Source organism: Planococcus sp. SSTMD024, assembly GCF_041320495.1.
Classification (GTDB): Bacteria; Bacillota; Bacilli; order Bacillales_A; family Planococcaceae; genus Planococcus.
The window spans coordinates 194,994-219,428 of record NZ_JBGGNS010000021.1 but is presented as its reverse complement, the minus strand read 5'-3'; the positions used below and the strand labels follow the sequence as shown (position 1 = coordinate 219,428).

At 49.4% G+C, this 24,435-nt stretch carries 21 protein-coding genes, 1 pseudogene and 1 riboswitch; of the genes and pseudogenes, 12 read left to right on the top strand and 10 right to left on the bottom strand.

What is annotated here, in order from left to right; translation table 11 throughout:
* Position 1: 1 nt before the first annotated feature.
* The 3 genes from AB9R92_RS08140 (at position 2) to AB9R92_RS08130 (ending at position 2,616) form a co-directional block, all read left to right on the top strand.
* Positions 2-1,132, top strand: coding sequence for a hypothetical protein (locus AB9R92_RS08140; protein ID WP_370668962.1), 1,131 nt, complete (start codon positions 2-4; stop codon positions 1,130-1,132).
* Between the two features lie 239 nt (positions 1,133-1,371).
* Positions 1,372-2,028 (top strand): vWA domain-containing protein, encoded by a 657-nt coding sequence (locus tag AB9R92_RS08135; protein WP_370668961.1) that lies wholly within the window; start codon positions 1,372-1,374, stop codon positions 2,026-2,028.
* 36 nt (positions 2,029-2,064) lie between these two features.
* Positions 2,065-2,616 (top strand): Ltp family lipoprotein, encoded by a 552-nt coding sequence (locus AB9R92_RS08130; RefSeq protein ID WP_370668960.1) that lies wholly within the window; start codon positions 2,065-2,067, stop codon positions 2,614-2,616.
* A 50-nt stretch (positions 2,617-2,666) separates the two neighbouring features.
* Here AB9R92_RS08130 and AB9R92_RS08125 read toward each other — a convergent pair whose 3' ends face one another.
* Positions 2,667-4,103 (bottom strand): carbon starvation CstA family protein, encoded by a 1,437-nt coding sequence (locus tag AB9R92_RS08125; RefSeq protein ID WP_370668959.1) that lies wholly within the window; start codon positions 4,101-4,103, stop codon positions 2,667-2,669.
* Between the two features lie 350 nt (positions 4,104-4,453).
* On the opposite strand from AB9R92_RS08125, the gene AB9R92_RS08120 reads away from it, so the two are divergent.
* On the top strand, positions 4,454-5,392 hold the full coding sequence (locus tag AB9R92_RS08120; RefSeq protein WP_370668958.1) for a Gfo/Idh/MocA family protein: 939 nt from the start codon (positions 4,454-4,456) through the stop codon (positions 5,390-5,392).
* A 358-nt stretch (positions 5,393-5,750) separates the two neighbouring features.
* On the opposite strand, the gene AB9R92_RS08115 is transcribed toward AB9R92_RS08120, so the two are convergent.
* From AB9R92_RS08115 to glcT, 3 genes are all read right to left on the bottom strand, one after another.
* Positions 5,751-6,542 (bottom strand): endonuclease/exonuclease/phosphatase family protein, encoded by a 792-nt coding sequence (locus tag AB9R92_RS08115; RefSeq protein ID WP_370668957.1) that lies wholly within the window; start codon positions 6,540-6,542, stop codon positions 5,751-5,753.
* Positions 6,543-6,641: 99 nt separating this feature from the next.
* On the bottom strand, positions 6,642-8,699 hold the full coding sequence (ptsG, locus tag AB9R92_RS08110) for a glucose-specific PTS transporter subunit IIBC (protein WP_370668956.1): 2,058 nt from the start codon (positions 8,697-8,699) through the stop codon (positions 6,642-6,644).
* Between the two features lie 185 nt (positions 8,700-8,884).
* Positions 8,885-9,727 (bottom strand): glucose PTS transporter transcription antiterminator GlcT, encoded by an 843-nt coding sequence (gene glcT, locus AB9R92_RS08105; protein ID WP_370668955.1) that lies wholly within the window; start codon positions 9,725-9,727, stop codon positions 8,885-8,887.
* Positions 9,728-10,220: 493 nt separating this feature from the next.
* Here glcT and AB9R92_RS08100 point away from each other — a divergent pair, with 493 nt between their 5' ends.
* Positions 10,221-11,318, top strand: coding sequence for a D-alanyl-D-alanine carboxypeptidase family protein (locus AB9R92_RS08100; protein ID WP_370668954.1), 1,098 nt, complete (start codon positions 10,221-10,223; stop codon positions 11,316-11,318).
* A gap of 187 nt (positions 11,319-11,505) precedes the next feature.
* Here AB9R92_RS08100 and ade read toward each other — a convergent pair whose 3' ends face one another.
* Positions 11,506-13,260: an adenine deaminase gene (gene ade / locus AB9R92_RS08095; protein WP_370668953.1), complete on the bottom strand. Its 1,755-nt coding sequence runs from the start codon at positions 13,258-13,260 to the stop codon at positions 11,506-11,508.
* Positions 13,261-13,596: 336 nt separating this feature from the next.
* On the opposite strand from ade, the gene AB9R92_RS08090 reads away from it, so the two are divergent.
* Positions 13,597-14,340: an SDR family NAD(P)-dependent oxidoreductase gene (locus tag AB9R92_RS08090; RefSeq protein WP_370668952.1), complete on the top strand. Its 744-nt coding sequence runs from the start codon at positions 13,597-13,599 to the stop codon at positions 14,338-14,340.
* A 137-nt stretch (positions 14,341-14,477) separates the two neighbouring features.
* Here the strand turns inward: AB9R92_RS08090 and AB9R92_RS08085 are convergent, their stop codons facing one another.
* Positions 14,478-15,605, bottom strand: coding sequence for a 5-methyltetrahydropteroyltriglutamate--homocysteine S-methyltransferase (locus AB9R92_RS08085; RefSeq protein WP_370668951.1), 1,128 nt, complete (start codon positions 15,603-15,605; stop codon positions 14,478-14,480).
* Positions 15,606-15,704: 99 nt separating this feature from the next.
* A riboswitch (SAM riboswitch) is annotated at positions 15,705-15,810 on the bottom strand.
* Between the two features lie 236 nt (positions 15,811-16,046).
* Entirely contained in the window at positions 16,047-16,640 is a 594-nt protein-coding gene (locus AB9R92_RS08080) for a class I SAM-dependent methyltransferase (RefSeq protein WP_370668950.1), read from the bottom strand.
* Positions 16,641-16,883: 243 nt separating this feature from the next.
* Here AB9R92_RS08080 and AB9R92_RS08075 point away from each other — a divergent pair, with 243 nt between their 5' ends.
* Positions 16,884-18,386: a phytoene desaturase family protein gene (locus AB9R92_RS08075; RefSeq protein ID WP_370668949.1), complete on the top strand. Its 1,503-nt coding sequence runs from the start codon at positions 16,884-16,886 to the stop codon at positions 18,384-18,386.
* A gap of 117 nt (positions 18,387-18,503) precedes the next feature.
* On the opposite strand, the gene AB9R92_RS08070 is transcribed toward AB9R92_RS08075, so the two are convergent.
* Both AB9R92_RS08070 and AB9R92_RS08065 read right to left on the bottom strand, forming a co-directional pair.
* Positions 18,504-19,703 (bottom strand): cytochrome P450 family protein, encoded by a 1,200-nt coding sequence (locus AB9R92_RS08070; RefSeq protein WP_370668948.1) that lies wholly within the window; start codon positions 19,701-19,703, stop codon positions 18,504-18,506.
* A 95-nt stretch (positions 19,704-19,798) separates the two neighbouring features.
* Entirely contained in the window at positions 19,799-20,638 is an 840-nt protein-coding gene (locus tag AB9R92_RS08065; protein ID WP_370668947.1) for a DUF4097 family beta strand repeat-containing protein, read from the bottom strand.
* A 119-nt stretch (positions 20,639-20,757) separates the two neighbouring features.
* Here AB9R92_RS08065 and AB9R92_RS08060 point away from each other — a divergent pair, with 119 nt between their 5' ends.
* The 5 genes and pseudogenes from AB9R92_RS08060 to AB9R92_RS08040 form a co-directional block, all read left to right on the top strand.
* Positions 20,758-21,360, top strand: coding sequence for a DUF2238 domain-containing protein (locus AB9R92_RS08060; protein ID WP_370668946.1), 603 nt, complete (start codon positions 20,758-20,760; stop codon positions 21,358-21,360).
* Between the two features lie 168 nt (positions 21,361-21,528).
* Positions 21,529-21,975 (top strand): SRPBCC family protein, encoded by a 447-nt coding sequence (locus AB9R92_RS08055; RefSeq protein WP_370668945.1) that lies wholly within the window; start codon positions 21,529-21,531, stop codon positions 21,973-21,975.
* A gap of 149 nt (positions 21,976-22,124) precedes the next feature.
* Positions 22,125-22,298, top strand: coding sequence for a hypothetical protein (locus AB9R92_RS08050; protein WP_370668944.1), 174 nt, complete (start codon positions 22,125-22,127; stop codon positions 22,296-22,298).
* Entirely contained in the window at positions 22,289-22,654 is a 366-nt protein-coding gene (locus tag AB9R92_RS08045; RefSeq protein WP_370668943.1) for a flavodoxin family protein, read from the top strand. Before AB9R92_RS08050 ends, AB9R92_RS08045 begins: the two co-directional genes overlap by 10 nt.
* Before the next feature lie 217 nt (positions 22,655-22,871).
* Positions 22,872-23,618, top strand: a pseudogene (locus tag AB9R92_RS08040) (aquaporin); the annotation flags it as partial.
* A gap of 66 nt (positions 23,619-23,684) precedes the next feature.
* Here AB9R92_RS08040 and AB9R92_RS08035 read toward each other — a convergent pair.
* Positions 23,685-24,386, bottom strand: coding sequence for a FadR/GntR family transcriptional regulator (locus tag AB9R92_RS08035; protein ID WP_370668942.1), 702 nt, complete (start codon positions 24,384-24,386; stop codon positions 23,685-23,687).
* Positions 24,387-24,435 lie beyond the last annotated feature (49 nt).

The window sequence follows — 24,435 nt, the reverse complement described above, 5'->3', positions numbered from 1 at the left end:
TATGGATTTTAAATCGAAAATCTTGGAAGTTGTTGCGGCAACTGAAATGGAAATCAATCAATTAATATCCAATTACGAAGCAACTATTAAAAGCCAAAAGGAAGAAATCGCTGAGCTGCAAAAGTACAAAAAGCAGCAAGGAGAGATAGAGAAACAGGAAATTTTGATTCAAGAGTTAAGAGCAAAGCTTAAATTAAGTGAAAGAGAAAAGGCGTTACTTCAAAGTGACTTATATTTAGAGAAGGCAAAAAATGTGAAAGACTCTGAAATTCATCCGGCTAAAACGATGAAAACAGAAGAAAAAGCTTCAATTGAAATTTTGTCTAATACTAATAAGAACCATAGTAAAAATGATGAATGGGAAAAGACATTAGTAGAAGTCCAAAACGATTTAAAAGCGGCAGCAGAAAAGAAAAAAAGAGAAAAATCTTACTACGAAAATTCTAAAGCCTCCGATTCATCTATTATGGAAGACCTTGCTGCTTTAAATAATTCTTTAAAGCCATCTATCTATCGCCACAAAGTAAATGTTGTTAATCAAAGGACTCTTGAACAACTTATTCCGAAATATAATTTAGTTGAACGTGAGGCTATACTGCCTCTGTATGAGTCGAAACACTCTCGAGAGATTTACTTATATACTGAAGTGGAAACTGTCTTAATAGATTTGTTGAATAAAGAAATATATATGATGGAAAGTGAATTTAATAAGTTACTTAAAAGATATTCACCACTAGTAATCAGGTATAGACAATTTATAAATACCGAAATTAAAAATCCTGAAAAGAGCAGCATTAAAAAAACCGAGGTTCAAAGAAAAGTAAAGGACGACAAGAATCCATTATCTTATGTACCCAAAGACACTTTGTTTAGTGAACAAAGTGAATTAAATGAAATAGGTTATAGAATAAGTGATTCTACTAGAGATGAACGGTGGAAAGTTCTAAACCAAGCAGTTTTAGAGTTGGGGCTAAAAAAAGTAGTAAGTATTATTAGTGCAAATATAAGAATAAGAAAAAAACAATCATCCGGTGAACATAAGTATTTACATGCCATTACAGAATGGGAATACGATCTTAATCGACTAAAAGAAAGTTACTATTACGGAGAATTCAAATGGCCTGAAGTCTGAATACGTACAATCACTGCAAAACAATCAGTTCGTTCATTTTATGGACAACATGATTGGTTTTTAAAAATATAGAACGGTTGATCAAAAGTAATTCATATCTAGGAATAAATTAGCACTATTCATAATTATCGTTTGATGAAATCCTTCTCGGTTTCTAAAAGGTCGCTTTCGAAGCGACCTTTTTTCTATGCAAAAATCGTATCCTAGGGGTAGCAAGTAACCCAAAGGAGGAAACGAAGATGAAAAATGAAAAGACGGAATTGGTGTTTATTCTCGACAAGAGCGGCTCGATGGCAGGGCTCGAACAAGATACGGTCGGCGGCTTTAATGCCTTGATCGACAAGCAGCGAAAACTCCCGGGAGAGGTCCGCGTGACAACGGTGCTGTTCAATCACGAATACGAGTTGCTGCACGACCGGATTTCGCTCGAAGGCATTTCGCCGATGACGGATAGCGATTACGAAGTAGGCGGCATGACGGCTTTGCTCGATGCGGTCGGCTCGACGATCCAGAAAATCAGCAACGCACAAAAAGGGACATTGAAAAAGCACCAGGCTGACCGGGTGATGTTTGTCATCACGACAGACGGCCTGGAAAACTCCAGCTGTGAATACACGTATAAGAAAATCCACGAAATGATCGCCTCGAAAAAGACGGCCGGCTGGGAATTCATGTTTCTCGGTGCGAATATCGATGCGGTCGTGACCGCCAAGAAATTCGGAGTCGATGAAGATTTCGCGGTGGATTACCATGCGGATGCGGAAGGGACGGAATTGAATTATCAAGTATTGAGCGAAGCGGTCAGTTCATTCCGGACCGGGAAGAAGATTGACCGGGAGTGGAAGAAAGAGATTGAGCGGGATTATGAGGCTCGAGCGAAGAAGGAACAGCAATAACACGTGAAATTGATTCGAAAATAAGGGGGATTCATGATGAAAAAAGTATTTAAAATTGGCTGTCTCGGCATTATTGGCTTATTTGTATTAATGGCCATACTGGTTGCTTTGGCCGGTGGCGGAGAAGATTCCACTGAAACCGAGGGTGCTACAGATACTGCTCCGGCAACAGAAGAAACAGCAACAGAAGAAACTTCTACAGAAGAAGTTGAGGAACCAGCTGAAACGGAAGAAGCTGCTGAAACGGAAGAGCCGGTTGAAGAAGAGCCAGCTGAGCCGGAAGTATCGACTGAGTTTGAATCTGCATTGAATCAAGCACAAACTTACTCCGATACCATGCATATGTCGAAAGCCGGCGTGTTCGATCAATTGACTTCAGAATACGGCGGGCAGTTCCCAGAAGACGCTGCACAATACGCGATCGACAATGTGGATGCGGATTGGAAAGTGAACGCTTTGGAATCGGCCAAGACTTATCAGGAAAGCATGAGCATGTCCAAAGAAGCTATTCGCGATCAATTGACCTCTGATTATGGCGGTCAATTTACACAAGAAGAAGCTGATTACGCGGTCGAAAACCTGGAATAAATGAAAAAGATGAGCCCCGGCAACAACTGCCGGAGCTCATCTTTTTTCATTTAAACAGCTTCAACTTCCGAATCCACTTGCTTCGCAGCGCGGTACTTCACGATCTGCGCGATATACCATAATGCGACAGCCAAGGTGATGACCGAGCCGATCATGGCGGCGATGTGGTATTCCATATTCAAGCCTTCCGGTGCATAGAAGATGTACATGGAGACGACGCCGGTCATGAACATGGCGGGCACGCCGCTGATCCAGTGCAGTTTGTAGTTCTTGAGCAAATACATGGTGGCTGTCCACAGCATGAACGTGGCGACGACTTGGTTGGTCCAGCCAACGTATCTCCACAAGAACGTGTAGTCGATCGTTGCCATGTAGAACGTCGGGATGGCGAGAGGGACGGTGATTAACAGGATGCGCAAAGTGCCGTCAGTCTTTGTGAATTTTGACAATAAATCAGCCAAGATCATGCGCGATGAGCGAAGTGCGGTATCGCCCGTTGTGATCGGCAAGATGATGACGCCGAAGATTGCGAGGATGCCGCCGAGCGTGCCAAGGAGCGAGATCGAGATGTCGTTGACGACACCTGATGGCCCGCCGGCTGCAAGTGCTGCGCCGAGTCCTTCCGTGCCGTTGAAGAACGTCATGCCGGCCGCGGCCCAGATCAAAGCGATGATGCCTTCGATGACCATGGCGCCGTAGAAGATTTTGCGGCCGTCGGTTTCTTTTTTCATCGTGCGGGCAATGATCGGGCTTTGTGTACTATGGAAGCCGGAGATCGCGCCGCAAGAGACGGTAACCATAAGTAGCGGCCAGATCGGCAATTCACCAGGGTGCAAATTGCTGAAGGTCAGGTTCGGCATCGGTTTGCCGGAGAACAAGAGCGCCACGGCTACTGCGATGGCCATGAACAGCAGGATGCCGCCGAGCACCGGGTAGATGCGGCCGATGATGCGGTTGATCGGCAAGACGGTCGCGAGAACGAAATAAGCGAAAATCAGTGCAAGTGCCCAGATAAACGAGATCGGCGTGATTTGGGCGATCAATTGAGCGGGGCCAGCCGTGAAGGCCGCTGCGACGAGCAGCATCAACACGAGCGACAAGCCGTTGATGAAGACTTTCGCGTTCTTTCCGAGATAACGCCCGACAAGCGTCGGGAATTGCGCTCCGCCGTGGCGCATCGACATCATGCCCGAGAAGTAATCATGGACGCCGCCTGCGAAGATGCAGCCGACGACAATCCAGATGAAAGCGACGGGCCCGTACAATGCGCCCGCTACAGCCCCGTAGATCGGGCCAAGCCCTGCGATGTTCAATAGCTGGATCAAATTGCCTTTCCACCAGCTCATCGGCACATAGTCGATGTTATCGGCCTGCGCGTAGGCGGGTGTTGGTGTTTTGTCGTCGACGCCGAAGACCTTTTCGATGAATTTTGAATAAAAAACGTATCCCAATATTAATAGTGCAAGTGCTGCGAAAAATGTAACCATATGCGTCGTCCTCCTGGTGTCAGTGATATATCGTATAACACATGATAGCATCTTTTGTAGAAAATAAAATATAATATTTTGAAAAAACGAATATTTCTATTTATTTATGGCAAAGCGACAGATAGTTGATAAGAAAGTTAAAATTGAAAGCGCATCCAGTGGGTTTTGAGGACTAAAGACTTTTTGCTGCTTCCCATATAAGTCTAGAAAATCTTGGGTTTTATTATCTCGAGATAAAAGTAAAATAAATTTTTCATTCGAGATAGCGACTGGATTGGATGGTATGTGACATGGGGGCGCGCTTGCATTATGCTTGAACTCAAGTACATAAAGAGAAGAGGGAACTGAACATGAAATTCGGCATCATTGGCACGAATTGGATTACCGACCGCTTCATCAAAGCAGCGAATCAGCACCCGGATTTCCGCATCGGGGCCGTATATTCGAGAGCGGAAGAGACCGGCCGCGCGTTTGCGGATAAATACGGGGTGGACGCGGTTTATACGGATATGAAAAAAATGTTCGAAGAAGGCGGAATTGATGCGGTCTATATTGCTTCACCGAATGCGTTTCACGCTGAACAAAGCCTGCTCGCGATGCAACACGGCGTGCACGTGCTATGCGAAAAGCCAGTTGTTGTCAGCTTGGATGAGATGGAGCGGGTGATTGCGGCATCGAACGAAACCGGCATGACCTATATGGAAGCGATGAAGTCGACCGTGACGCCGACTTTCCTGCGGCTGAAACAAGAGCTGCATAAGATCGGACCGGTCCGCCGCTACGTATTTCATTACAACCAGTATTCGTCCCGCTACGATAAATACAAAGAAGGCATCGTCGAAAACGCGTTCAAGCCGGAACTCGGCAACGGCGCGAAAACGGATCTCGGCGTTTACGGCTTGGCGCCGCTCGTCCACCTGGCGGGTGAGCCGGATGCGGTATTGCGCAACCGCTACCTGTTGTCGACCGGTGCGGAAGGGCAAGGCAGCATGATCCTCGATTACGGCGAATGCGAAGCAATCATCATGTACTCGAAGATCTCGGATTCGTATTTGCCGAGCGAAATCCAAGGCGAAGAAGGCGTCATTGAAATCGACAAAATCAGCGACCCGAAACACGTGCTGATCAAATACCGCGACGGCACGACGGAAGACATTTCCGTCCCGCACGAGTTCGATACGATGTATTACGAACTCGACGAATTTATCCGCTGCGTCCGTGACGGGCAAATAGAGTCCCCAATCAACACGCACGAAATCTCCCGGCAAGTGACAAAGCTTTTGCTTTAATGAAAAATAGTCAACGAAAAAACCGCTTTTCCTGTCCAGTATATGTGGAGGGAGAAGCGGGTTTTTTGTTTAAAATGAACTGATGAAATTCATTTAGTTCGATTACGCAAAATCACTCTGGAACTGTTTCTTGACTGAATCTTAGGCAATGCAATTTCCGGATACTCCCACTATTTTGTTTCATATCTATTGAACAGTCCAGATGAAAAAGTGGAAGGCGGCGACTCCTAAGGGAGCAGTGACGGAGCAGCGCGACGGAGCGACATGAGCTGAAGACCCTGGACTGAGCGTAGCGAGGGAAGCGGCTGAAGCCATGCCCGCGGAAAGCGTCCGCCTGGAACGATTCATCACTATCTTTTTAATCCATTACTAAATGAACTTCCACACCGAAATGGTCCGACACCAGCGGCTTGTGCTCGCCGTTGAAGATGACTTTCGACGATTTGACGGTGACAGGTTCGGTGGAGAGGATCAAGTCGATGCGCAAGTCCTGCTTGTTGTCGCTCCAGCCGGCGATTTCGCCTTTGACGGTGATGCCGCCATCTTTTTCCTCGGCCAATGTGTAGGTGTCGTGAAGCCCGTTTTCCAATAAGTAATCATAGCCTTGTTGTTCGAGCGAAGCGTCGTTATTGAAGTCGCCCATCAAGAAGGCATGTACGTCTTGCCTCATATGCTTCAGCAGCTGATCGGCCTGGTATTGGAACGGCTCTACCGTGTCGTGCCACCAGCCCATGTGGCAGGAATAAAACGTCAAGGGCTGGCCGGCGTAGTGGATGGTGGCGCCGACGATTTTCCGTGTTTTCGGGGAGTGCTTGTCCGCGCCTTGGCTGACGAAAAAGCTATGCTCTTCGATAACCGGGTGGCGCGTCAAGATGACCAAACCTTCTTCGTAGCGGCCATAGACGAGATGGGAGAAATCCCATACGAGCGAATAGCCCGTCACGCCGAGTTGCTCCAACTCCTGAAGCAGCACCTGTGCGTAATTGTCGTGCTTAACGATATGTTCTGCTTCCGTATCGATCGATTGGTTGACTTCCTGCAAGGCGATGACGTCGTATTGTTTTTCTGCGATGGCCGATGCCAAATGGCGAATCTTGTCCAGTTGGTTTTCTTCGTGCCAAGCGTGGCAATTCAAGGTCAGTAGTTTCATCGGTTCATTCCTCCAAGGTATTGCGATTTTAAAGAAAACCCGGATCGAAGCGAAGAGATTCGCATCGGTCCGGGTTTGAAGCTGGTGAGGAAGGAGCTTTTACACTTCTTCATTCCCGCCAGTGATTTCAATCAGGTCTTTCGTATTCGACTCGACATGGCCGGATGTTTTGATGTTCACGTGCTGTCCTTCGTGGAGGCTCGTGAACACAACAGGCGTGATGATGGACGGGGCGTGTTCGCTGATATAGGCGAGATCCATTTCCATCAATAACTGTCCTTGTTCGACCAGGTCGCCTTGCTCAACGTGAGCAGTAAAGCCCTCGCCTTTCAGATGGACGGTATCGATGCCGATATGGATCAGCAGTTCAGTGCCGTCGTCTGCTTTGAGGCCAATCGCGTGTTTTGTCGGGAACAGCGTCACGACTTCACCGTTTACGGGCGAGTAGACTTTGCCTTCCGATGGTTTGATCGCGAAGCCGTCGCCGACCATTCTGCCGGAGAAGACTTGGTCCGGTACATCGGTGATCGGCAGGAGGTCGCCTGTAATCGGGATGCTGAAATCAACAACGCCGAGACGTACCGGTGCATCTCCAGCGTCTTTTGCCTGGTCGATGATCTGCGATACATCTTGTTTCGTGCGCGGCGTTTTGCCGTTGATGATGTCTTGCATTTGCCCGCGCAGATTATCGGATACTGGCCCGAAGATCGCTTGGATGTTATTGCCGACTTCCATGACGCCGGAAGCCCCGAGTTTTTTCAATTTGTTTTTATCGACTGCGCTCTTGTCGTCTACACTGACGCGCAAGCGGGTGATGCAAGCATCGAGGTGGGTGATGTTCTCTTGCCCGCCCATTGCTTGCAGGATTTCATAAGGCAGTTCGCCGACAGCTTCGTCGCTGTCTTCATCTGCTTCTTCGTCTTCACGTCCCGGTGTCATCAAATTGAATTTCGTGATGGCGAAACGGAAGCCGAAATAGTAAATGACGGCGAAGAACAATCCGACGACGAGAACCCAGAACCATTCCGTTCTGCCCGGCATGACGCCGAACAGCAGGAAGTCGATGAGACCGCCGGAGAAAGTCATGCCGATTTTAACATCAAGAATGTGCATGATCATAAACGACAGTCCAGCGAATACTGCGTGGATCCCGAACAACACAGGTGCTACAAAAAGGAATGCGAATTCAAGCGGTTCAGTGATCCCTGTCAAAAATGAAGTGAGGGCAGCTGATGCCATGATGCCGCCGACGACTTTCTTGCGTTCAGGGCGTGCACAGTGGTAGATCGCAAGCGCCGCTGCTGGAAGGCCGAACATCATGAAAGGGAATTTCCCTGTCATGAACGTGCCGGCTGTGAACTCGACGCCGTCCTGCAATTGTTCAAAGAAGATGCGCTGGTCGCCGCGGACGATTTCACCAGCCGCATTCGTATACGAGCCGAACTCAAACCAGAACGGCGAATAGAAAATGTGGTGAAGCCCGAAAGGAATCAATGAGCGTTCCACGAGGCCGAAGACGAACGCCGCAAGTGTGCGGTTCGTTTCAAGCATGAAATAAGACAAGGAGTTCAAGCCGTTCTGTGCGAAAGGCCACACAAGGAACATCGCAACACCTAAAAACAATGCCGAAAACGCGGTAATGATCGGAACAAAACGCTTTCCGGCAAAGAAGCCGAGAAATTGCGGCAAGTTGATATTGTAGAATTTATTGTACAAAGCTGCGGCCATTATCCCGACGATGATCCCGCCGAAGACGCCGGTCTGCAAGGTCGGAATGCCGAGGACCATGGCGTACGCAGGGTCTGAAGTGGCCATCTCTTCTGTGATGCCGCCGATCGCTTTCATAGTGACATTCATGATCAAATAGCCGATGATCGCGGCAAGGCCTGCGACGCCGTCACCGCCGGCTAAGCCGATCGCGACGCCGACCGCAAAGAGCAGTGGCAAGTTGTCAAAGATGACACCGCCGGCTTCCGCCATAATGAAGAGCAGTGATTGGACCCATGGTGTGCCGAAGAATGGTACCGCTTCCACAAATGTGTCTTGTGAAAAGCTTGTGCCGAAAGCCAGCAAAATTCCGGCTGCGGGCAACAGCGCGACAGGAAGCATCAATGCCTTCCCGACTTTTTGCAATGTACCGAATACATTAGTAGACATAAAATTTCCTCCTTTATTGGTAAAACTGAATGCGGATCAAACGGGATTAGCGTGTTTGGCAGAAGCTAAAGCATACAAAAAAGGCATGAGCGGAAAAGGCATCGGTAAAAAAGGGGAGAAGTCCCCTGGATTAACCGTTGTACCTTTTCATACTCATGCCTGATCGAATCAGTAACACGTATGAATCAGTTTGTATGGGTCAAGCGCTGCAGATGAATCGTCAAATAAAGCACTTCCGCTTCGTCGACAGGCTTTTGTAATTGGTTTTGCATAACTTTAATGAGCTTCCAAGCCAGATTATAGCACACGGGGTATTCGGCTTTCAATAGCGCTTCGAGTTTATTTTCATCACCCAGCGACTCCCCGTGATGGATGCGGTCGATCGCCCGGTGCAGATGCTGGATCAGGCGATGGTAATTGACATTGTCCTTGCTGAGGTCGACTTTCAACCCGTCTTCGATCAGTTCCGTCAGGCGGGAGATGAGCGAGTGGTCCCGGTTGATGTCGCGCAAGGACTTGTCGGTCACCGCGCTATGGATGTGGAGCGCGATAAACCCGATCTCGCCTTCCGGAAACACGATGTCCATGTGGTTTTGGAAGGCTTTCACCACGCCTTTGGCCACCTGGTATTCTTTCGGATACAAAGACTCGATTTCAAACAGGAAGGAGTTCGAAAACTGCATATTCTGCTGGATGCGCTTGATGGCAAAAGACAAATGATCCGTCAACGCGACGTGGATGTGTTCATTCAACTCGGTGCCCATCTGTTCTTCAATATATAATAGCTGGTCGTTGATAAATGCGATCAGGTCTTCATCGATATGCGGAATCATATTGACGTATTGTTCCTTTTCCGCCTCATCTTTTAACAGGAAGGTCTTATCGGCATGGTCAAACGAAATGACGTCGCCTTTTTTCCGGTTGAAGCCAAGGCCGTTTCCGATCAAGACGACTTCCTTATAGGCATCATGGCGGGCGATCACGACATTGTTGTTCAATACTTTCTCGATGGTCAATAGCTGTTCCATGATTTCCTCCGTTCAAAAAATCGCCTTGATGTATTAAGCATAATTCAAGTTATACAGGAAATTGTCTGTTTTGTCCCTGTGCAAGGCGCAATTCGAGCGGCGGTTTTGTCCCTGTGTTCGGAACAATTCGAGCCTAGAGAATGGCGGTAGGGAGGGGTTTGGGTGTGGAATCGTCCCTGTGTAAGACACAATTCCGGCGAAGGAGGCTCTAAGATAGGGGGAGCTTTTTCATGAATTTTTCTATTCTAGTCAGTTGAGATACAATTCAACTCATTAAAAATGAAAGCAGGCAGTTGATTCGAGTACAAGGCATCTCGGTGACACTAGCCACCTTCAAAGTGAATGGGTCGAATGACTATCCGCAGAAAGAAGCTAGTATAGGTGGTATGATTGATCATGAACGAAGCGAAAACTTTGTAAGGTGGTTTCCGAGATATACAGCCTGGGTTTTATGTATAATTAAAGCGCGGTAAGAGAAGAGGGAGTTGGTTTTATGACGAAAAGCAAAATGACAACAAAAGCGGCTGTCTCAACGGCGGTGCTCGCGTTGGCTATTACCATCATGCCGGCAGGAAATGTTTTTAGCACTTTCGAATTTGGCGTGATTCAAGCAGAGGCATCAACAGCAACTCATGTGGCGAAGGGCAATGTGAACCTCCGCACGAACGGTTCGTTAAAAGATAAAATCGTATTGCAAATTCCGAAGGGCGGAAAAGTGGAATACATTTCGGGGAGCGGGATCTGGTACAAAGTGAAGTATGGCACGAAAACAGGTTATGTTCATTCCGACTACCTAGCAAAAGTCGAGAAAGCAGCACTAGAAACACCAAAGGCAAGCCCGGCCACGCATTTTGCGAAAAGCAACGTGAACCTTCGTACAGGGGCTTCGACAAAACACAAAATCGTTTTGCAGATTCCAAAAAACGGAAAAGTTTCGTATATCTCCAAAAGCGGCATCTGGTACAAAGTGAAGTATGGCACGAAAACAGGTTATGTTCACTCGGACTACCTAACGAAAATTGGGGAAGCAGCACCATCGAAATACCCGGCTCCTTCGACGGACACACCAGGCAAATACGTGGACGACATCCTGATCGTGAACAAAAAGTACGCGTTGCCTTCAACTTACAATCCTGGAGTCAATGCGACGGCCAAAAAAGCATTGGACGCCATGATTGCTGAGGCAAAGAAACAGAGCGTCACATTAAAAATCACGAGTTCATATCGTTCTTATTCGTATCAAGACACCTTGTATAATAACTATGTGAAAAAGCACGGCAAAGCAAAAGCTGACCGATTCAGCGCACGTCCTGGGCATTCTGAACACCAGACTGGATTAGCGTTCGATTTAGGCGGAGTTAATCAAGCCCACTGGTTTGAAGAGTCGTTTGCGAACACCAAAGAAGGAAAATGGCTGGCTTCAAACGCTCATAAATACGGTTTCCACTTGCGCTACCAAAAAGGCAAGGAAGACATCACAGGCTACATGTTTGAGCCGTGGCACTTCCGTTATATTGGCGAGGATAACGCTACTAAAATCAAAGCTACTGGAAAAACGCTTGAAGAGTACTTCAATATTCCAGGGAAATAAACGGAGAAAAAAGAGTCTCGTAGGAGGCTCTTTTCTTATGGATACAATCAATTAAAATATCGACATAAAAATGCATGAAGACCCTCCATATTCTCAGGGGGTCTTCATGTTTTTCTGCTTAAATTGTGTGGCACACAGGGACGAGTTCAGGCATATCCAACAGACAAACTCCGCCATATCAATGTTCTCATTCATCTCCAGATGGTTGAATTGTGTCAAACACAGGGACAGGTACGGAAATATGCCGGAATTTCGCAACGTCGAACAAGCCGCGGTCAGTCAGTTTCAGGTGGGGAATGACCGGCAGCGACAGAAACGACAAGGTCAGAAACGCGTTGAAATAAGTCGGCGCGCCGATCCGCAGCAGGCTTTCATCGAGTGTCTTGAGTTGCTCGTAAACGGCGGTGAACGGTTGGGTGGACATCAAGCCGGCAATCGGAAGCGACAAGCTCGCCAAGACTTGGCCGTTCTGGACGACGGCGAGCCCGCCTTGCAATTCTTGGAGTGCATTAATTGCCGCCAACATGTCCTCATCGTTTGTCCCGACCACAATCACATTATGGGAGTCGTGCGCCACGGTTGTCGCGATGGCGCCATTTTGAAGTCCCAGCCCTTTGACAATACCGAGGCCGATATTGCCGGTCGCGCGGTGGCGTTCGATGACGGCGATTTTCAAATGGCCGCTTTCCGGATTCGAAACAAACATGCCGTCGGCGACTGGCACTTCTTCGATTAAATGCTCGGTGATCAATTTGTTCGGGTTGATGCCGATGACATGGGCGCTTGCATTCGCCCCCATTGAAATTTGCAAACTCTCTACGGACAGCTCGGCAATGCGCACCGTCTCCCGCACCGGCGAGCTGTCGCTGTCTGCATTCATAGGACCCATGTAGCGTCCGTCTTTCGCTGCCAATTGCCCGGCCTTGTAAACTTCCGCAATCGTGAAGTCTTGCAAATTATCGAGCAGGATAAAATCCGCATCGTAGCCAGGAGCGATGGCGCCTTTTTGGTGCAGCCCGAAACATTGGGCGGCGTTGAGGGTCGCCATCGAAATGGCGGTGATGGGGTTGATTCCGTAGCGGATTGCCGTCCGGACGTTGTAATCGACGCTGCCTTCTTCGATGAGATCATCGAGATGCTTATCGTCGGTGCAGAACAAGCAGCGCTGCGCGTTTTGTTCGGTCACGCCTTCAAGCAGCGCGTGGAGATCTTTGGCGACCGAACCTTCGCGCAGCATGACATACAGGCCGCGTTCGATGCGCGCCGTCATTTCTTCTTTCGTCACGCATTCGTGATCCGTCAAGATGCCGGTGGTGCCGTAGACATTGATGTCGTTATCGGTGAGGCCTGCTGTGTGGCCGTCAATCTGCCGGCTCAGCAGCAGTTTATCGAGCATCGCTTCGTCTCCTTGCAGAACTGCAGGAAAATCCATCACTTCCGCCAAGCCGAGCACTTGGTTGCGCTTGAGAAAAGGCCGTAAATCGTCGGCAGAAAGCTGTGCGCCCGCATTCTCGAAAGATGTCGCCGGGACGCAGGACGGCAGCATCATTTTAATATCGAGCATGGCCAGCTCTGCATCTTTCAGCATGAATTCAAGCCCGGCCGTTCCGCTGACATTGGCGATTTCATGCGGGTCGGTGATAACGGTCGTCACGCCATGCGGCAGAACGACTTGCGAAAATTGCTGAGGTGTCACCATCGACGATTCGATATGGACGTGGGCATCGATCAAACCGGGAGCGATGAACTTGCCTGTGGCATCGATTTCCTCAATGCCTTCGTAGTTGCCGATTCCGACAATGACGCCGTCGCTGATCGCGACATCTCCGGTCGTCAAGGTTTTCGTGAAGACATTAACGATCGAGGCATGGCGGATGACCAGGTCTGCTTTTTTCTGCTTGTTGGCAACATCGATTCTATTTTTCAGTTGGGCTTTTTTCATGGCTACTCACGCTCCTTTGTCTGCTCGCTTGGGGATTGAATGCTAGTTAAGTTTTGCCTTATTTTACAGCAGAGCGAACGGAAGCTCTAGCGCTAGAGAGAAAAATATCCGCCGGTGTCCCTGTGTGCCACACAATTCAGGTCACAGAAAACGCATGGGCAGTGGAAAAGGGTGTGAAACCGTCCCTGTGTCCGGCACAATTCCGGGCTTCATTTTCATTGAGCATCAGCTTGAATTAAATTAAATATTGAAAATTCAGAATTGTTTCCTTATAATGATTGTGAATGAAATCTACTCAGGGTTTACAGGAAGATATCAATGAGGAGGAGATCGTGAATGGGACGGTTGGATGGAAAAGTTGCCATTATAACTGGGGGAGCTAGGGGGATGGGGGCATCCCATGCCAAAAGATTTTTAGAAGAAGGCGCCAAGGTCATGATTACCGATATTTTGGAAAAAGAAGGCGAAGCGATGGCAAATGAACTTGGCGGGAACATCCAATTTATGAAACATGATGTCACGAAAGGTTCGGAGTGGGAAAAGGTAGTGGCAGAAACGGAATCCGCTTTTGGCCCTGTCAGCATTCTGGTGAATAACGCGGGTATCGTCTACGTGAAGCCAATGGATGAACTAACAGAAGAGGATTACCGGAAAGTCATTGATATCAATCAAGTATCGGTATTTTTAGGTATGAAACATGTTCATAAGTCCATGTCCAAAGCAAAAAATGGCTCTATCATCAATATTTCATCCGTTAGTGGTCTGAGAGGAAGCAAAGGAACTATGGCGTACGATGCTTCGAAGTTTGCGGTTAGGGGCATGACGAAAACGGCAGCAGTCGAATTGGGTGCGGAGGGAATCCGCGTCAACTCCATTCATCCAGGGATCATTGAAACGCCGATGATCATACAGGAAGATACCAAAGAGACAGTGAGGGAACTTGCCAAAGCCATCCCTTTAAAGCGCACCGCCCAGCCAGAGGAAGTGAGCAATTTGGTGGTGTATTTGGCTTCGGATGAAGCCAGCTATTCCACCGGTTCCGAATTTGTGATCGATGGCGGCATGACGGCCAAGTTATGAGTGGTGTCCCTGTGTGCCACACAATTCGAACAGCTGAAACCGCATAGTGCGTGACGTAGGATATAAAACTGTCCCTGTGCACCACACAATTCCAAGCAAAAAGGCAAGCGCGATTTTTCGCGCTTGCCTGTTTTAATTTACTCTCCAAAAATCTCTTCAGAAACTTCCACGATGTACCGCAGTTTGTCCCATTGCTGCTCTTCGGTGAGGAGATTGCCGTGATGCGTCGAAGCGAATCCGCATTGCGGGCTGATGCACAACTGCTCGAGCGGCACGTATTTTGCGGCTTCTGCGACGCGTGCTTTGATCGCTTGTTTGTCTTCGAGCTCGCCGTTTTTTGAAGTGAAGACGCCGAGCACGACTTTCGGTCCGCCGTCTGGAATGTGCTCGAGTGGCTGGAAGCTGCCGGAGCGGTCGTCGTCGTATTCCAGGAAGAAGCCGTCGACTTTTTCTTTGGCGAACAAAGTCGGCGCGATCAATGCGTAGCTGCCTTCGAAGGCCCAGTCGGATTGATAATTGCCGCGACACAGGTGAGTCGTCACGGCAAGGTCTTCCGGTTTGCCTTCCAACACGCCGTTTGCGACGCGAAGCGCCAAGTCGATCAAATAGTCGCGGTTGTATTTGCCGTCGTTGAACGGGATGTCGGGCGATGACAGCCCTGCGATATAGACATCGTCGATCTGGATATAGCGCGCACCGGCGTCATAAAACGCCTTGAAAGCGTCGCGGTAAGCTTGGATGACATCTTTCGCGTAGTCTTCCAAATCCGGGTAGATGGCTTCGTCGCGGATGCCTTGGTTGAAAAATTGGTTTGGGCTTGGGATCGTCAGTTTCGGAACCGCGCGGCCGCCGACGATTTCCTTGAATTCGATGAAATCGCTGAGGAACGGGTGGTTTTCGTTGAACGAGATCTTGCCGGTATTGCGGACGTCGTAAGCTTCGGTTTCGACGTTTTTAAACTGATAGCCTTTTTCCGGCGTGTAGCCTTCAAAGCCGTTGATATGCGCCATGAAATCGGTATGCCAGAACGTGCGGCGGAATTCGCCGTCTGTCACCGCTTTGAGGCCGACTTCGATTTGCTTGTCGACGATGCGCTTGATTTCCGTCGTCTCGATTTCCCGCAGCTGTTCCGCGGTGATGGCGCCTTCTTTGAACTGCTTGCGCGCCTCGTGAATGCTGTCGGGACGCAGCAAGCTGCCAACATGGTCCGCCTTGAATGGGGCAGTTGTCAGTTTTAGGTTTGTTTGAATAGTTGAATGGGTCATGAGGAATTCCTTCTTTCTGTTTTAAGTGTAGGTGGTAGAAATAAAAAAAACGGGGCTTTCTTCGATAAGAAGAAAGCCCCGTTGATGGAAAATGCATTCTTCTTATCTTCTAGGCTTGCGCCTATTGGAATTAGCACCTTGTCCTGAATCAGGGCGGTTGCTGAGACTTCACAGGGCCAAATCCCTCCGTCTCTCTTGATAAGAAATCGATTATTAAGTTAGTTGCTGGTTGATGTTGTTCACATTAAACCAATCTTCGGACAATTGCAAGGGAATTGGGAATTATTTTTTGTCCCTGTGCACCACACAATTCGAGTAGTGCCCCATGCAGGATAAGTGAATAAGAAATACCTTCAAATCAGGATCAGTAATATTCCTTCTGTATTTTCATGCCTTCAGGTAAATAGTCATAATTGTGCCGTACACAGGGACAGCTACAATTCACAACGGTTTCCGGCTCTCAATGGTCAAAAACAGCCCGCCGTAATAGGATTCCACCTTCACGATTTCGAGCGGTGAGCGATTGACCAAATCGAGCGTATCGCGGTCCAAATGGCACCCGTCGCATAGCTTTTTCCAGACGGGTGTCAAAAATTCCTGGGATTTGCCTATAAGCGGCTGGTCCATTTTGACATGTTCGAACATGAGAATCCGGGCACCGGGTTTGCTAACCCGATAGACTTCTTCGAGCGCTTTGGCTGGGTCTGGAATCGTGCAAAAGACTAAAGTTGCGACGACGGTATCGAAGCTGTTATCGGCGAAGGGCAGTTTTTCAGCGACTGCTTCGTACGTATAGATCGGCGTCTTCGATTTTTGGATGCGCTTTTCTGCCTGTTTGCTCATTTCCGGATTCGGTTCGATGGCGTCTACCCGTTTGGCATGTTGGTAATAGCGGAAGTTTGCGCCTGTCCCGAAGCCGATTTCAAGCACGCGTCCAGTTGCTTGCTGGACGAGGTTTTTGCGGATTTTCTCAAAACGTGTTTTTTCCAGCGGCTTCATGGCAGTGTCGTATATTCGTGGCAGAAATCCAGCCATAGCGGTCAACTCCTGTCTTTTGGCTTGCCTGTCTTTATACCATTCCACTTTTCCCGTTCGATGTCCTGTTTACTCTTAAATTAAACAGGGCGCCTGTGATTATACAAAAACTATACAATATGCGTTTTTAAGCTTATTATGAAGGGAATAACAAGGATACCGGCTGCGTGTGGAAGAAATCGCCATACAGGCAATTTTGATGAAAAAAGATACATATTTCAATGAAAAAGGGGCGGAACATATATGGGGAAGGCGAAGAAATCCGTAATCGTGATCGGGGGCGGCCTTGGGGGCTTGTCGGCGGCGATTTCGTTGCAGCAAAAAGGTTACGAGGTGTCGTTATATGAAAAGAACGAGCATATCGGCGGAAAAGTGAACCGCTTGGAACGTGACGGCTTCGGTTTTGACCTGGGCCCGTCGATTTTGACGATGCCGCATATTTTCGACCGCCTGTTCCAAGCGAGCGGCAAGAACATGACGGATTATGTGCCGATGCAGCGCTTGGAACGCGAGTGGCGCTCGTTTTTCCCGGATGGCACGGTGATCGACTTGTATCATGACCTTCATTTGATGGAGCGGGCGAATCCGGCGTTGTCGAAAAAGGACATGAAGGAATATTACGCGCTATTGAAGTATGCGAAGCGGATTTACGAGACGACCGAGCGCAGCTATTTGAAAGAAGGATTCGAGTCGCCAAAAGAAGCGGTCGCTCAAAACGGCATCCTTGCGACTTTGACTGGATTTGATTTGACCTCGACGATGTACAGCGCGATTTCAAAGCGCATCACGAATCCGCATTTGCGCGATATGCTCTCGTATTATGTGAAATACGTCGGGTCTTCGCCTTACAGCGCGCCCGCCGTGCTCAATATGATGATTTATATGCAGCACGCGCAAGGCTGTTGGTATGTGCCGGGCGGCATGCACAATTTGGCAGGCGGCATGGAAAAATTGGCGCGCGAAATTGGCGTCCAGCTCCATACCGGCATGGGCGTGATCCGTGCCTTGACGAGCGCGGAAGGCCAGATCACCGGCGTCGAACTCGAAGACGGCAGTTTCCAAACCGCTGATTATTACGTATCAAATATGGAAGTCATCCCGTTCTATCAAAAAATGGTCAAGGCGGAGCACGACTTTGTCGACAAACTGGAGAAGAAATACGAACCGGCCAGTTCCGGGCTCGTCTTGCATCTCGGCGTCAAGAAGACGTACCCGCAGCTGAATCACCACAATTTCTTCTTCTCGGACAATTTAAAAGAGCAGATGGACAAAGTGTTCGAGCGCCACGAACTGCCGGACGATCCGACGATCTACCTCGTCAACGTCAACAAGACCGATCCGGCGCAAGCGCCGGAAGGGCACGAGAACATCAAGATCCTGCCGCATATCCCGTATATTCAGGACAATCCGTTTACGCCGGAACAGTACAAGGAATTCGAAGAGCGCGTCATCGACAAGCTCGAACGCATGGGGCTGGACGGTTTGCGTGAAAACATTGTGGTGCGCGACGTCTGGACGCCGCATGATATCGAACGCATCTATGGTTCGGACCGCGGCGCGATTTACGGCACGGTTTCTGACAAGAATAAGAACGGCGGCTTCAAGCACAAGAAGCAAAGCGAACTGTACGACAATTTGTATTTTGTCGGTGGCACCGTCAACCCGGGCGGCGGGATGCCGATGGTGACCTTGAGCGGCCAGCAAGTGAGCGACAAGATCGTCAAACGCGATAACGAAAGTAACTAGAAGCCTTCAGCTCCGAAGCGGGTATTGGATTTCCCATCTTCCTGGCTCAGGCCGACTACAATTCAAAAGGCGTTGCCAATGACCTTAACAAGTCATCGGCAACGCCTTTTGTCATGTTTATTTTCCGAGTGTCACCGGAAGTTCACGCACGCCTCGGACAATCATGCCGGGCCGCCATTCGAGTTCGTCTTCCGGGACAGCGAGCGCCATGGCTGGGAAGCGTTTCAATAACCCATCAATCGCGATTTGGCCTTCAAGCCGTGCGAGCGGCGCGCCGAGGCAGAAATGAATGCCTTTTCCAAACGCCAGATGCGCACTTTTCTCGCGGTGGATGTCGAATAGTTCCGGGTGATCGAACTGCTCGGGGTCATGGTTCGCGGCGTTCAAGGCCACGATGACCAAATCACCCCGGTGGATCGTTTTTCCGCCGAATTCCATGTCTTCCGCAGCCCATCTCGACGTGCTGAACTCGACCGGGCCGTTCAAGCGCAGCGATTCTTCGATGGCTTGCCCGATAAGTTCAGGCTGTACGCATAATTCGTGCTGCTGTTCGGGGTGTTTCAACAGCGTGAGTACGGTGTTGCCGATCAAGTTCACGGTCGTTTCATGCCCTGCGATGATCAGCAACGAAACGAGGCCGTACAGCTCCTTTTCCGTCAGCCGGTCGCCCGCTTCTTCCGCTTCGATCAATCGGCTGATCAAGTCATCTCCGGGCTCTTGGCGGACTTTTTGGAACCATTCGCCGAGATAGCGGATAAATTCATTCATATGTTCATAAACGCTGACACCTGCTTCGCCGCTCGTGCCTTCGATGAGCGAATTCGACCACATGCGGAATTTATCGCGGTCTTCTGACGGGACGCCCAGGATTTCGCAAATGACGATGATGGGGAGTGGAAAGGCGAATTCATCGATCAACTTAACGGATAGTTTGCCTTTGAATCCATCGAGCAAGTCGTCGGTAATTTGCTGGATGCGCGGCTTCATGCCTTCGATCATTTTCGGCGTAAACGCTTTTTGTGCGAGCCCACGCAGCCGTTTATGGTCCGGCGGGTCGGAAAATAGCATGTTCTGGGTGAAGACGCTCATTTCATCCATGCTGCCGCCGAACAGTTTCGAGAAATCCTTGATGAAGCGCGGCTCTTTCAATACAGCTTCCGCATCCGCGTAGCGCGTCACGAGCCAACCGAGCTGGCCGTCCGGGAAACGAACTTGGTGCACCGGGTCTTGTTCGCGCAGCCGGTCGTAGGCAGGGTAGGGGTTTCTGGTGAATTCCGGGCTGAATAATTTCGTTTCGTCTTTGTCATGCAAATTCATTGAAATGCCTCCTTTTTATTCCATACCCCGAGACGGCCTGGACTTACTCATTTCTTTCACGCAATTTTCGGATCTTTTTGATGGACGGCAATCTTTCATTCGACAGTGATGCTGCCGTTATTCGAAACGAGACGAATCAGCGCATCACCGCTGCCGAACACGGTTTCTTCGTTTTCACGGCCGTATACATCAATGCTGCCATTATCGACGCGCGCTTCGATGCGGGCGTTTGCAGGTTCGGTTTCTGTCCGGATTTCGATGCGCCCATTATCCGTCTCGAAATCGACAGGGAAATCAAGCATGTCCGTTTCCAATTCGATGCGGCCGTTGTTTGCCTGTGCTTCCAGTTCGCCTGACACTTCACTGAACGAGATGCGGCCATTTGATGAGCGGACGCTGATGTCAGCTTCCATGTCTTTCAATTCAATCCGGCCGTTATCCGTTTCGACATCGACCGTCTCGCTGTCGACTGCAGCCAACACGATGCGCCCGTTGTCTGCTTCCAGCGTGAACTCGGCGGCCCTGATATCATTCGCCTCGATGCTGCCGTTATTGCTTTCAGCCGACAGGGAATCGAGCCCGCTTGCCGGTACGTAGACTTGCAATGTATAGGAGCGGTTAAAGTCGAAATTGAAGAACGGCGAGCGGTCGTCGACTTCGATCGCGAGGCGCCCGCCTGCAGCTTCGGTATTTAAGGTGAAGTCGTCGTCATTGCCCAATAATACGATGCGGGACATGGTGTCATCGCTTGGCATAATTTCCACGCGGGAATTTTCAACCGTGATTTCCATATGCTCGATTTCCTCGTTGAAGCTTTGTTCATTGAGCACTTCCTGCTGGTTCGGGCCGGCTTGCCCAAGGATATAGACGACAATGACAATTCCAAGCAAGGTCAAACTGGCGAGGATGAGGACGAGCCTCCAAAAAGTTTTCATCTGTTTTTTCTCCCTTCATGAAAAGAATAGGATTCAAGCTTTCCCCTGACAGGCGTTTTTCCATCCGGCGTTGAATATATAGAACAAGAGCCGGATCTGGAATAGAAAGGGTGGTCACGATGGAGTCCATGCAGAATAGGCGGGCGATTGCCGTAGAACGGGTCGTCTGGTGGTCGGTCCAGGCATCGCTGATTGCAGGCATCTATTATATGTACACACAAAATAACGGCACCAAAATGTTCATGGGCGCACTCACCGTCCTGGTCATGATTGCGCTGGCGCTCGTCCAAAGGCGCTTCGGGTATCCCTTGCCGGCCATTTTTGCGAGCATCGTCTATTTTTTCATCTTTTTCTCAGTCGTCATCGGCACGTTCGGGGGTGGCTACCGGATCAACCATTTCGATGATTTTCTTCATGTTTTCTCCGGCATTTGGATCGGTTATGCGAGCTGGATCATTTTAAGGCGCTTGCTGCGAAATGGGGGAGCGTCCCAGCTTCCGGATTCGTTCATCGCCTTATATATGATTTCGTTTTCATTGGCCGCGGCAGCCGTATGGGAGCTGCTCGAGTTTGCAGGCGATAAACTGTTCAGTTTCACGGCGCAGGGCAGGGATCCCGACGATACAATGATCGACATGATCATGGGGTTGATTGGCGGGGCGATTACCGCATTCGCCATTTTGAAATTAAGGCGCAAAGGCTTGTATGTGAGGAAGCATTGACAGTTGGCCGCTCCACATACCCCCCTAACGACATTTTACTATAAATATCAGAAAAGTCAGTTTATTTAAGTGAAAATATGCTATATTAATAACTATAGGAAGGGCGTGGAAAACGTTCCGCCGCTAGCCGGCAAGTCCGGAAATGATCAGGCGAGGGAGGGTGCCGACATGTGGAGTGTAAAGAATACGGTTTTTATCGACCGGCGGGTAAAGGAAGTTCATCACTTTGCGACCAATCCGCTGCTTTGGTATCAATGGTATGCCGGATTGTCTGAAGCGGAAGATCTGATCGGCACGGGCAAGAAAGGCACGAGCATGAATTTGAAGTATTATTTTTTCGGAAGAAGCCTGGCTTTGCATGTATTGGTCGTGGAAAACGCGGCTGTAAAAGATGGCTACGTGTGGCGCTGCCTCATTAGCGGCGCTTTTGACGCGACCCAAACCTGGCGCTATATCCCGAAAGACGGCGGCACCGAAATCCAATTCGAGATGGACTATGAACTCCCCGGCAGCATACTCGGGAAATTGGCCAACACGATTTATATCAAGAAGCTCATGTACAATTCAGTCGAACAGACCTTGCAAAACTTGAAGGATATCAGTGAGATCGAGTAAGGGCAATAGGCAGACCGAAAGTCAGTTGAATGATTTTCCGGCCTGCCTTTGCTGTTCCAACAGATGGTTCCAAACCCTTCGCCCTTGGATCAAGAAAGCCCTGGCGAGAGGAGAAGTGCCTCTCCCCGCCTTATAAGATGATCCAAAGAATGATTAACAGCAAAGGAATGATGAAAATGAAAGAGCGCAGCCTGATTGTGTATTATTCATGGATAGGCAGCACAGAAGTCGTCGCAAAGGAAATCCACGAGCTTGCCAAGTTCGATATTCAAAAAATTGAAGGAAGATCGGTGGCGCAGCACTCGGAGCGTTTTTGGGTTTAAGAAGCAACATAAAGCCAATGGATTTTTCATTGGAAAAATACGAAAATATATTTCTTGGTGCTCCCGTCTGGGCAGGGAAGACTCCTCCTGCCATTAACGCATACCTAAAAAAAGCTTCATTCAAAGATAAGAAAGTTTGGCTTTTCCTTACAAAAGGCGATGAAAAAGTTCCCCAGCAGGTTATCGATTCGATTGCCAAAAGAATTGAGAAGAAGGGCGGGAAAGTAGTGGATAGCCTTTCCATAACTACGAAGTGGGAGCCGAAGACAAATATCCCCATTGCCGCTGAGGAAGTGCAACAACCAGTCCATGACTGGCTTACGCAAGGAGGGGTTTTAGAAGACGGGCCTACTTAACCTTTTCTTGCCGATAGAGGTTTATGGCGGCATAAACGGTAAAAGCTGAAATGCCCACCAAACTCCCCATTGTGCTGGTACTGGCAGAAAAAGAGGAAGGAACACGGGAAGAACGGGAAGGCAGCATAGGGAACCCGCGCCATAAAATCGTTTTGATTTTTAAAAATGTATCATTCATTGTCTTCTTGCGGGTTAAAACTTCTGGAAAAGAGGAGAGCAAATGAAGAAATACTTAGCGGAGTTTATCGGTACTTTCATTTTGGTGTTTTTGGGGACAGGAACGGCTGTCGTGCTGGGTGGATACACAGGAGGGACAGAAACCGGGTATCTCGGCGTGACCGCCATTGCGCTCGCGTTCGGGCTGTCGATTGTCGCAGCGGCGTATGCAATCGGCCATATTTCAGGTTGCCATGTGAACCCAGCCGTTTCGCTTGCCGTCTGGATGTCCGGCAATTTAAGCGCGAAGGAATTTGGCGGCTATGTCGCGGCGCAAGTCATCGGGGCCTTTGGAGGCACTGCATTCCTGGCGTTTCTGGTCGCAAGTTCGGCCACTCTCGAAGGATTCGGGGCGAACGGCTACGGTGAGTTGAGTGCGGTCGGCTTGAACTTAGGCGGCGCATTGGCCGTTGAAGTGGTGCTGACTTTCATCTTCGTGTTGGCGATTCTTGGTGTCACATCGAGCAAGGCGACATCCCATATGGGCGGGCTCGTCATCGGGTTGGCCTTGACGCTCGTTCATTTGATCGGCATTCCGCTCACCGGGACGTCGGTCAATCCGGCAAGAAGTTTATCGCCGGCCATCTTTTCGGGCGGCGATGCTCTCGCGCAAGTATGGGTGTTCATTTTGGCGCCGCTGGTGGGGGCGGCGATTGCGGCAGTTGTGTTCAAATCGTTCTTCTTCGTCAAGGAAGAAACAGGAATTGAAGTGGCCGGCGATTCGGAGGGCGAGGAATTGATCAAGTAAGAAATGGCTAAATAGAGAAATGGAAAAGGACATCCCTGAAATCGCTGCATTTCAGGGATGTCCTTTTTATGTTGGGCGATGCAATTCCGAGCGGATGCGGGAGATGTGTTCGCTCATCAATTGCTTGGCCAGCTCGCTATTGCCGCTTTCGATCGCCAAATAGATTTCTTCGTGTTCCTTGTACGTATCTTGGTGCCGCTCGGTGTCGGTGAAACGGTGCCGTCTCGTGGCGCGAATGTTTTCCTCGAGCCGCTTTGCGAGGGTTTCCATCAGATCGATCAATAATCGGTTTTTGGTAGCATTCGCGACTTGCATATGAAAATCCACGTCAGCCTGGACACCGAGTTCGGGATCGTTCGCCGCCAAAGCCATTTGCCCGAGCACTTCACGGATCGCCAGCAAGTTCTCAGGCGTCGCCCGCTGAGCGGCGAGGGAGGCGGCTTCGACTTCAAAAGCGCGCCTGAGCTCCAGCATATCGTCGATGTACTGGATTTCCGCCGCATCGATGCGCGTGCCGAGTTCATTGCCGAGCATATCGTGCTTTGTCTCAGCGAGAAAACTGCCGCCGCCTTGGCGGATTTCGAGAAAGCCTTTGCTTTCCAGGCCCTTCAGCGCTTCGCGGACGGAATTGCGGCTGACGCCGAATAAACTCGCCAAATCCCGCTCGGAAGGAAGCCGGCCGCCAGGGGGCAAATTGTTCTCCAGGCACAGCGTTTGGATCTGTTCGACGACTAATTCATAGGTGCGTTTTTTCGGATTCAATAACACGGAACTCTCTCCCCGCTGAGTTGTTTTTATGTGCTCTTTTCATCATACC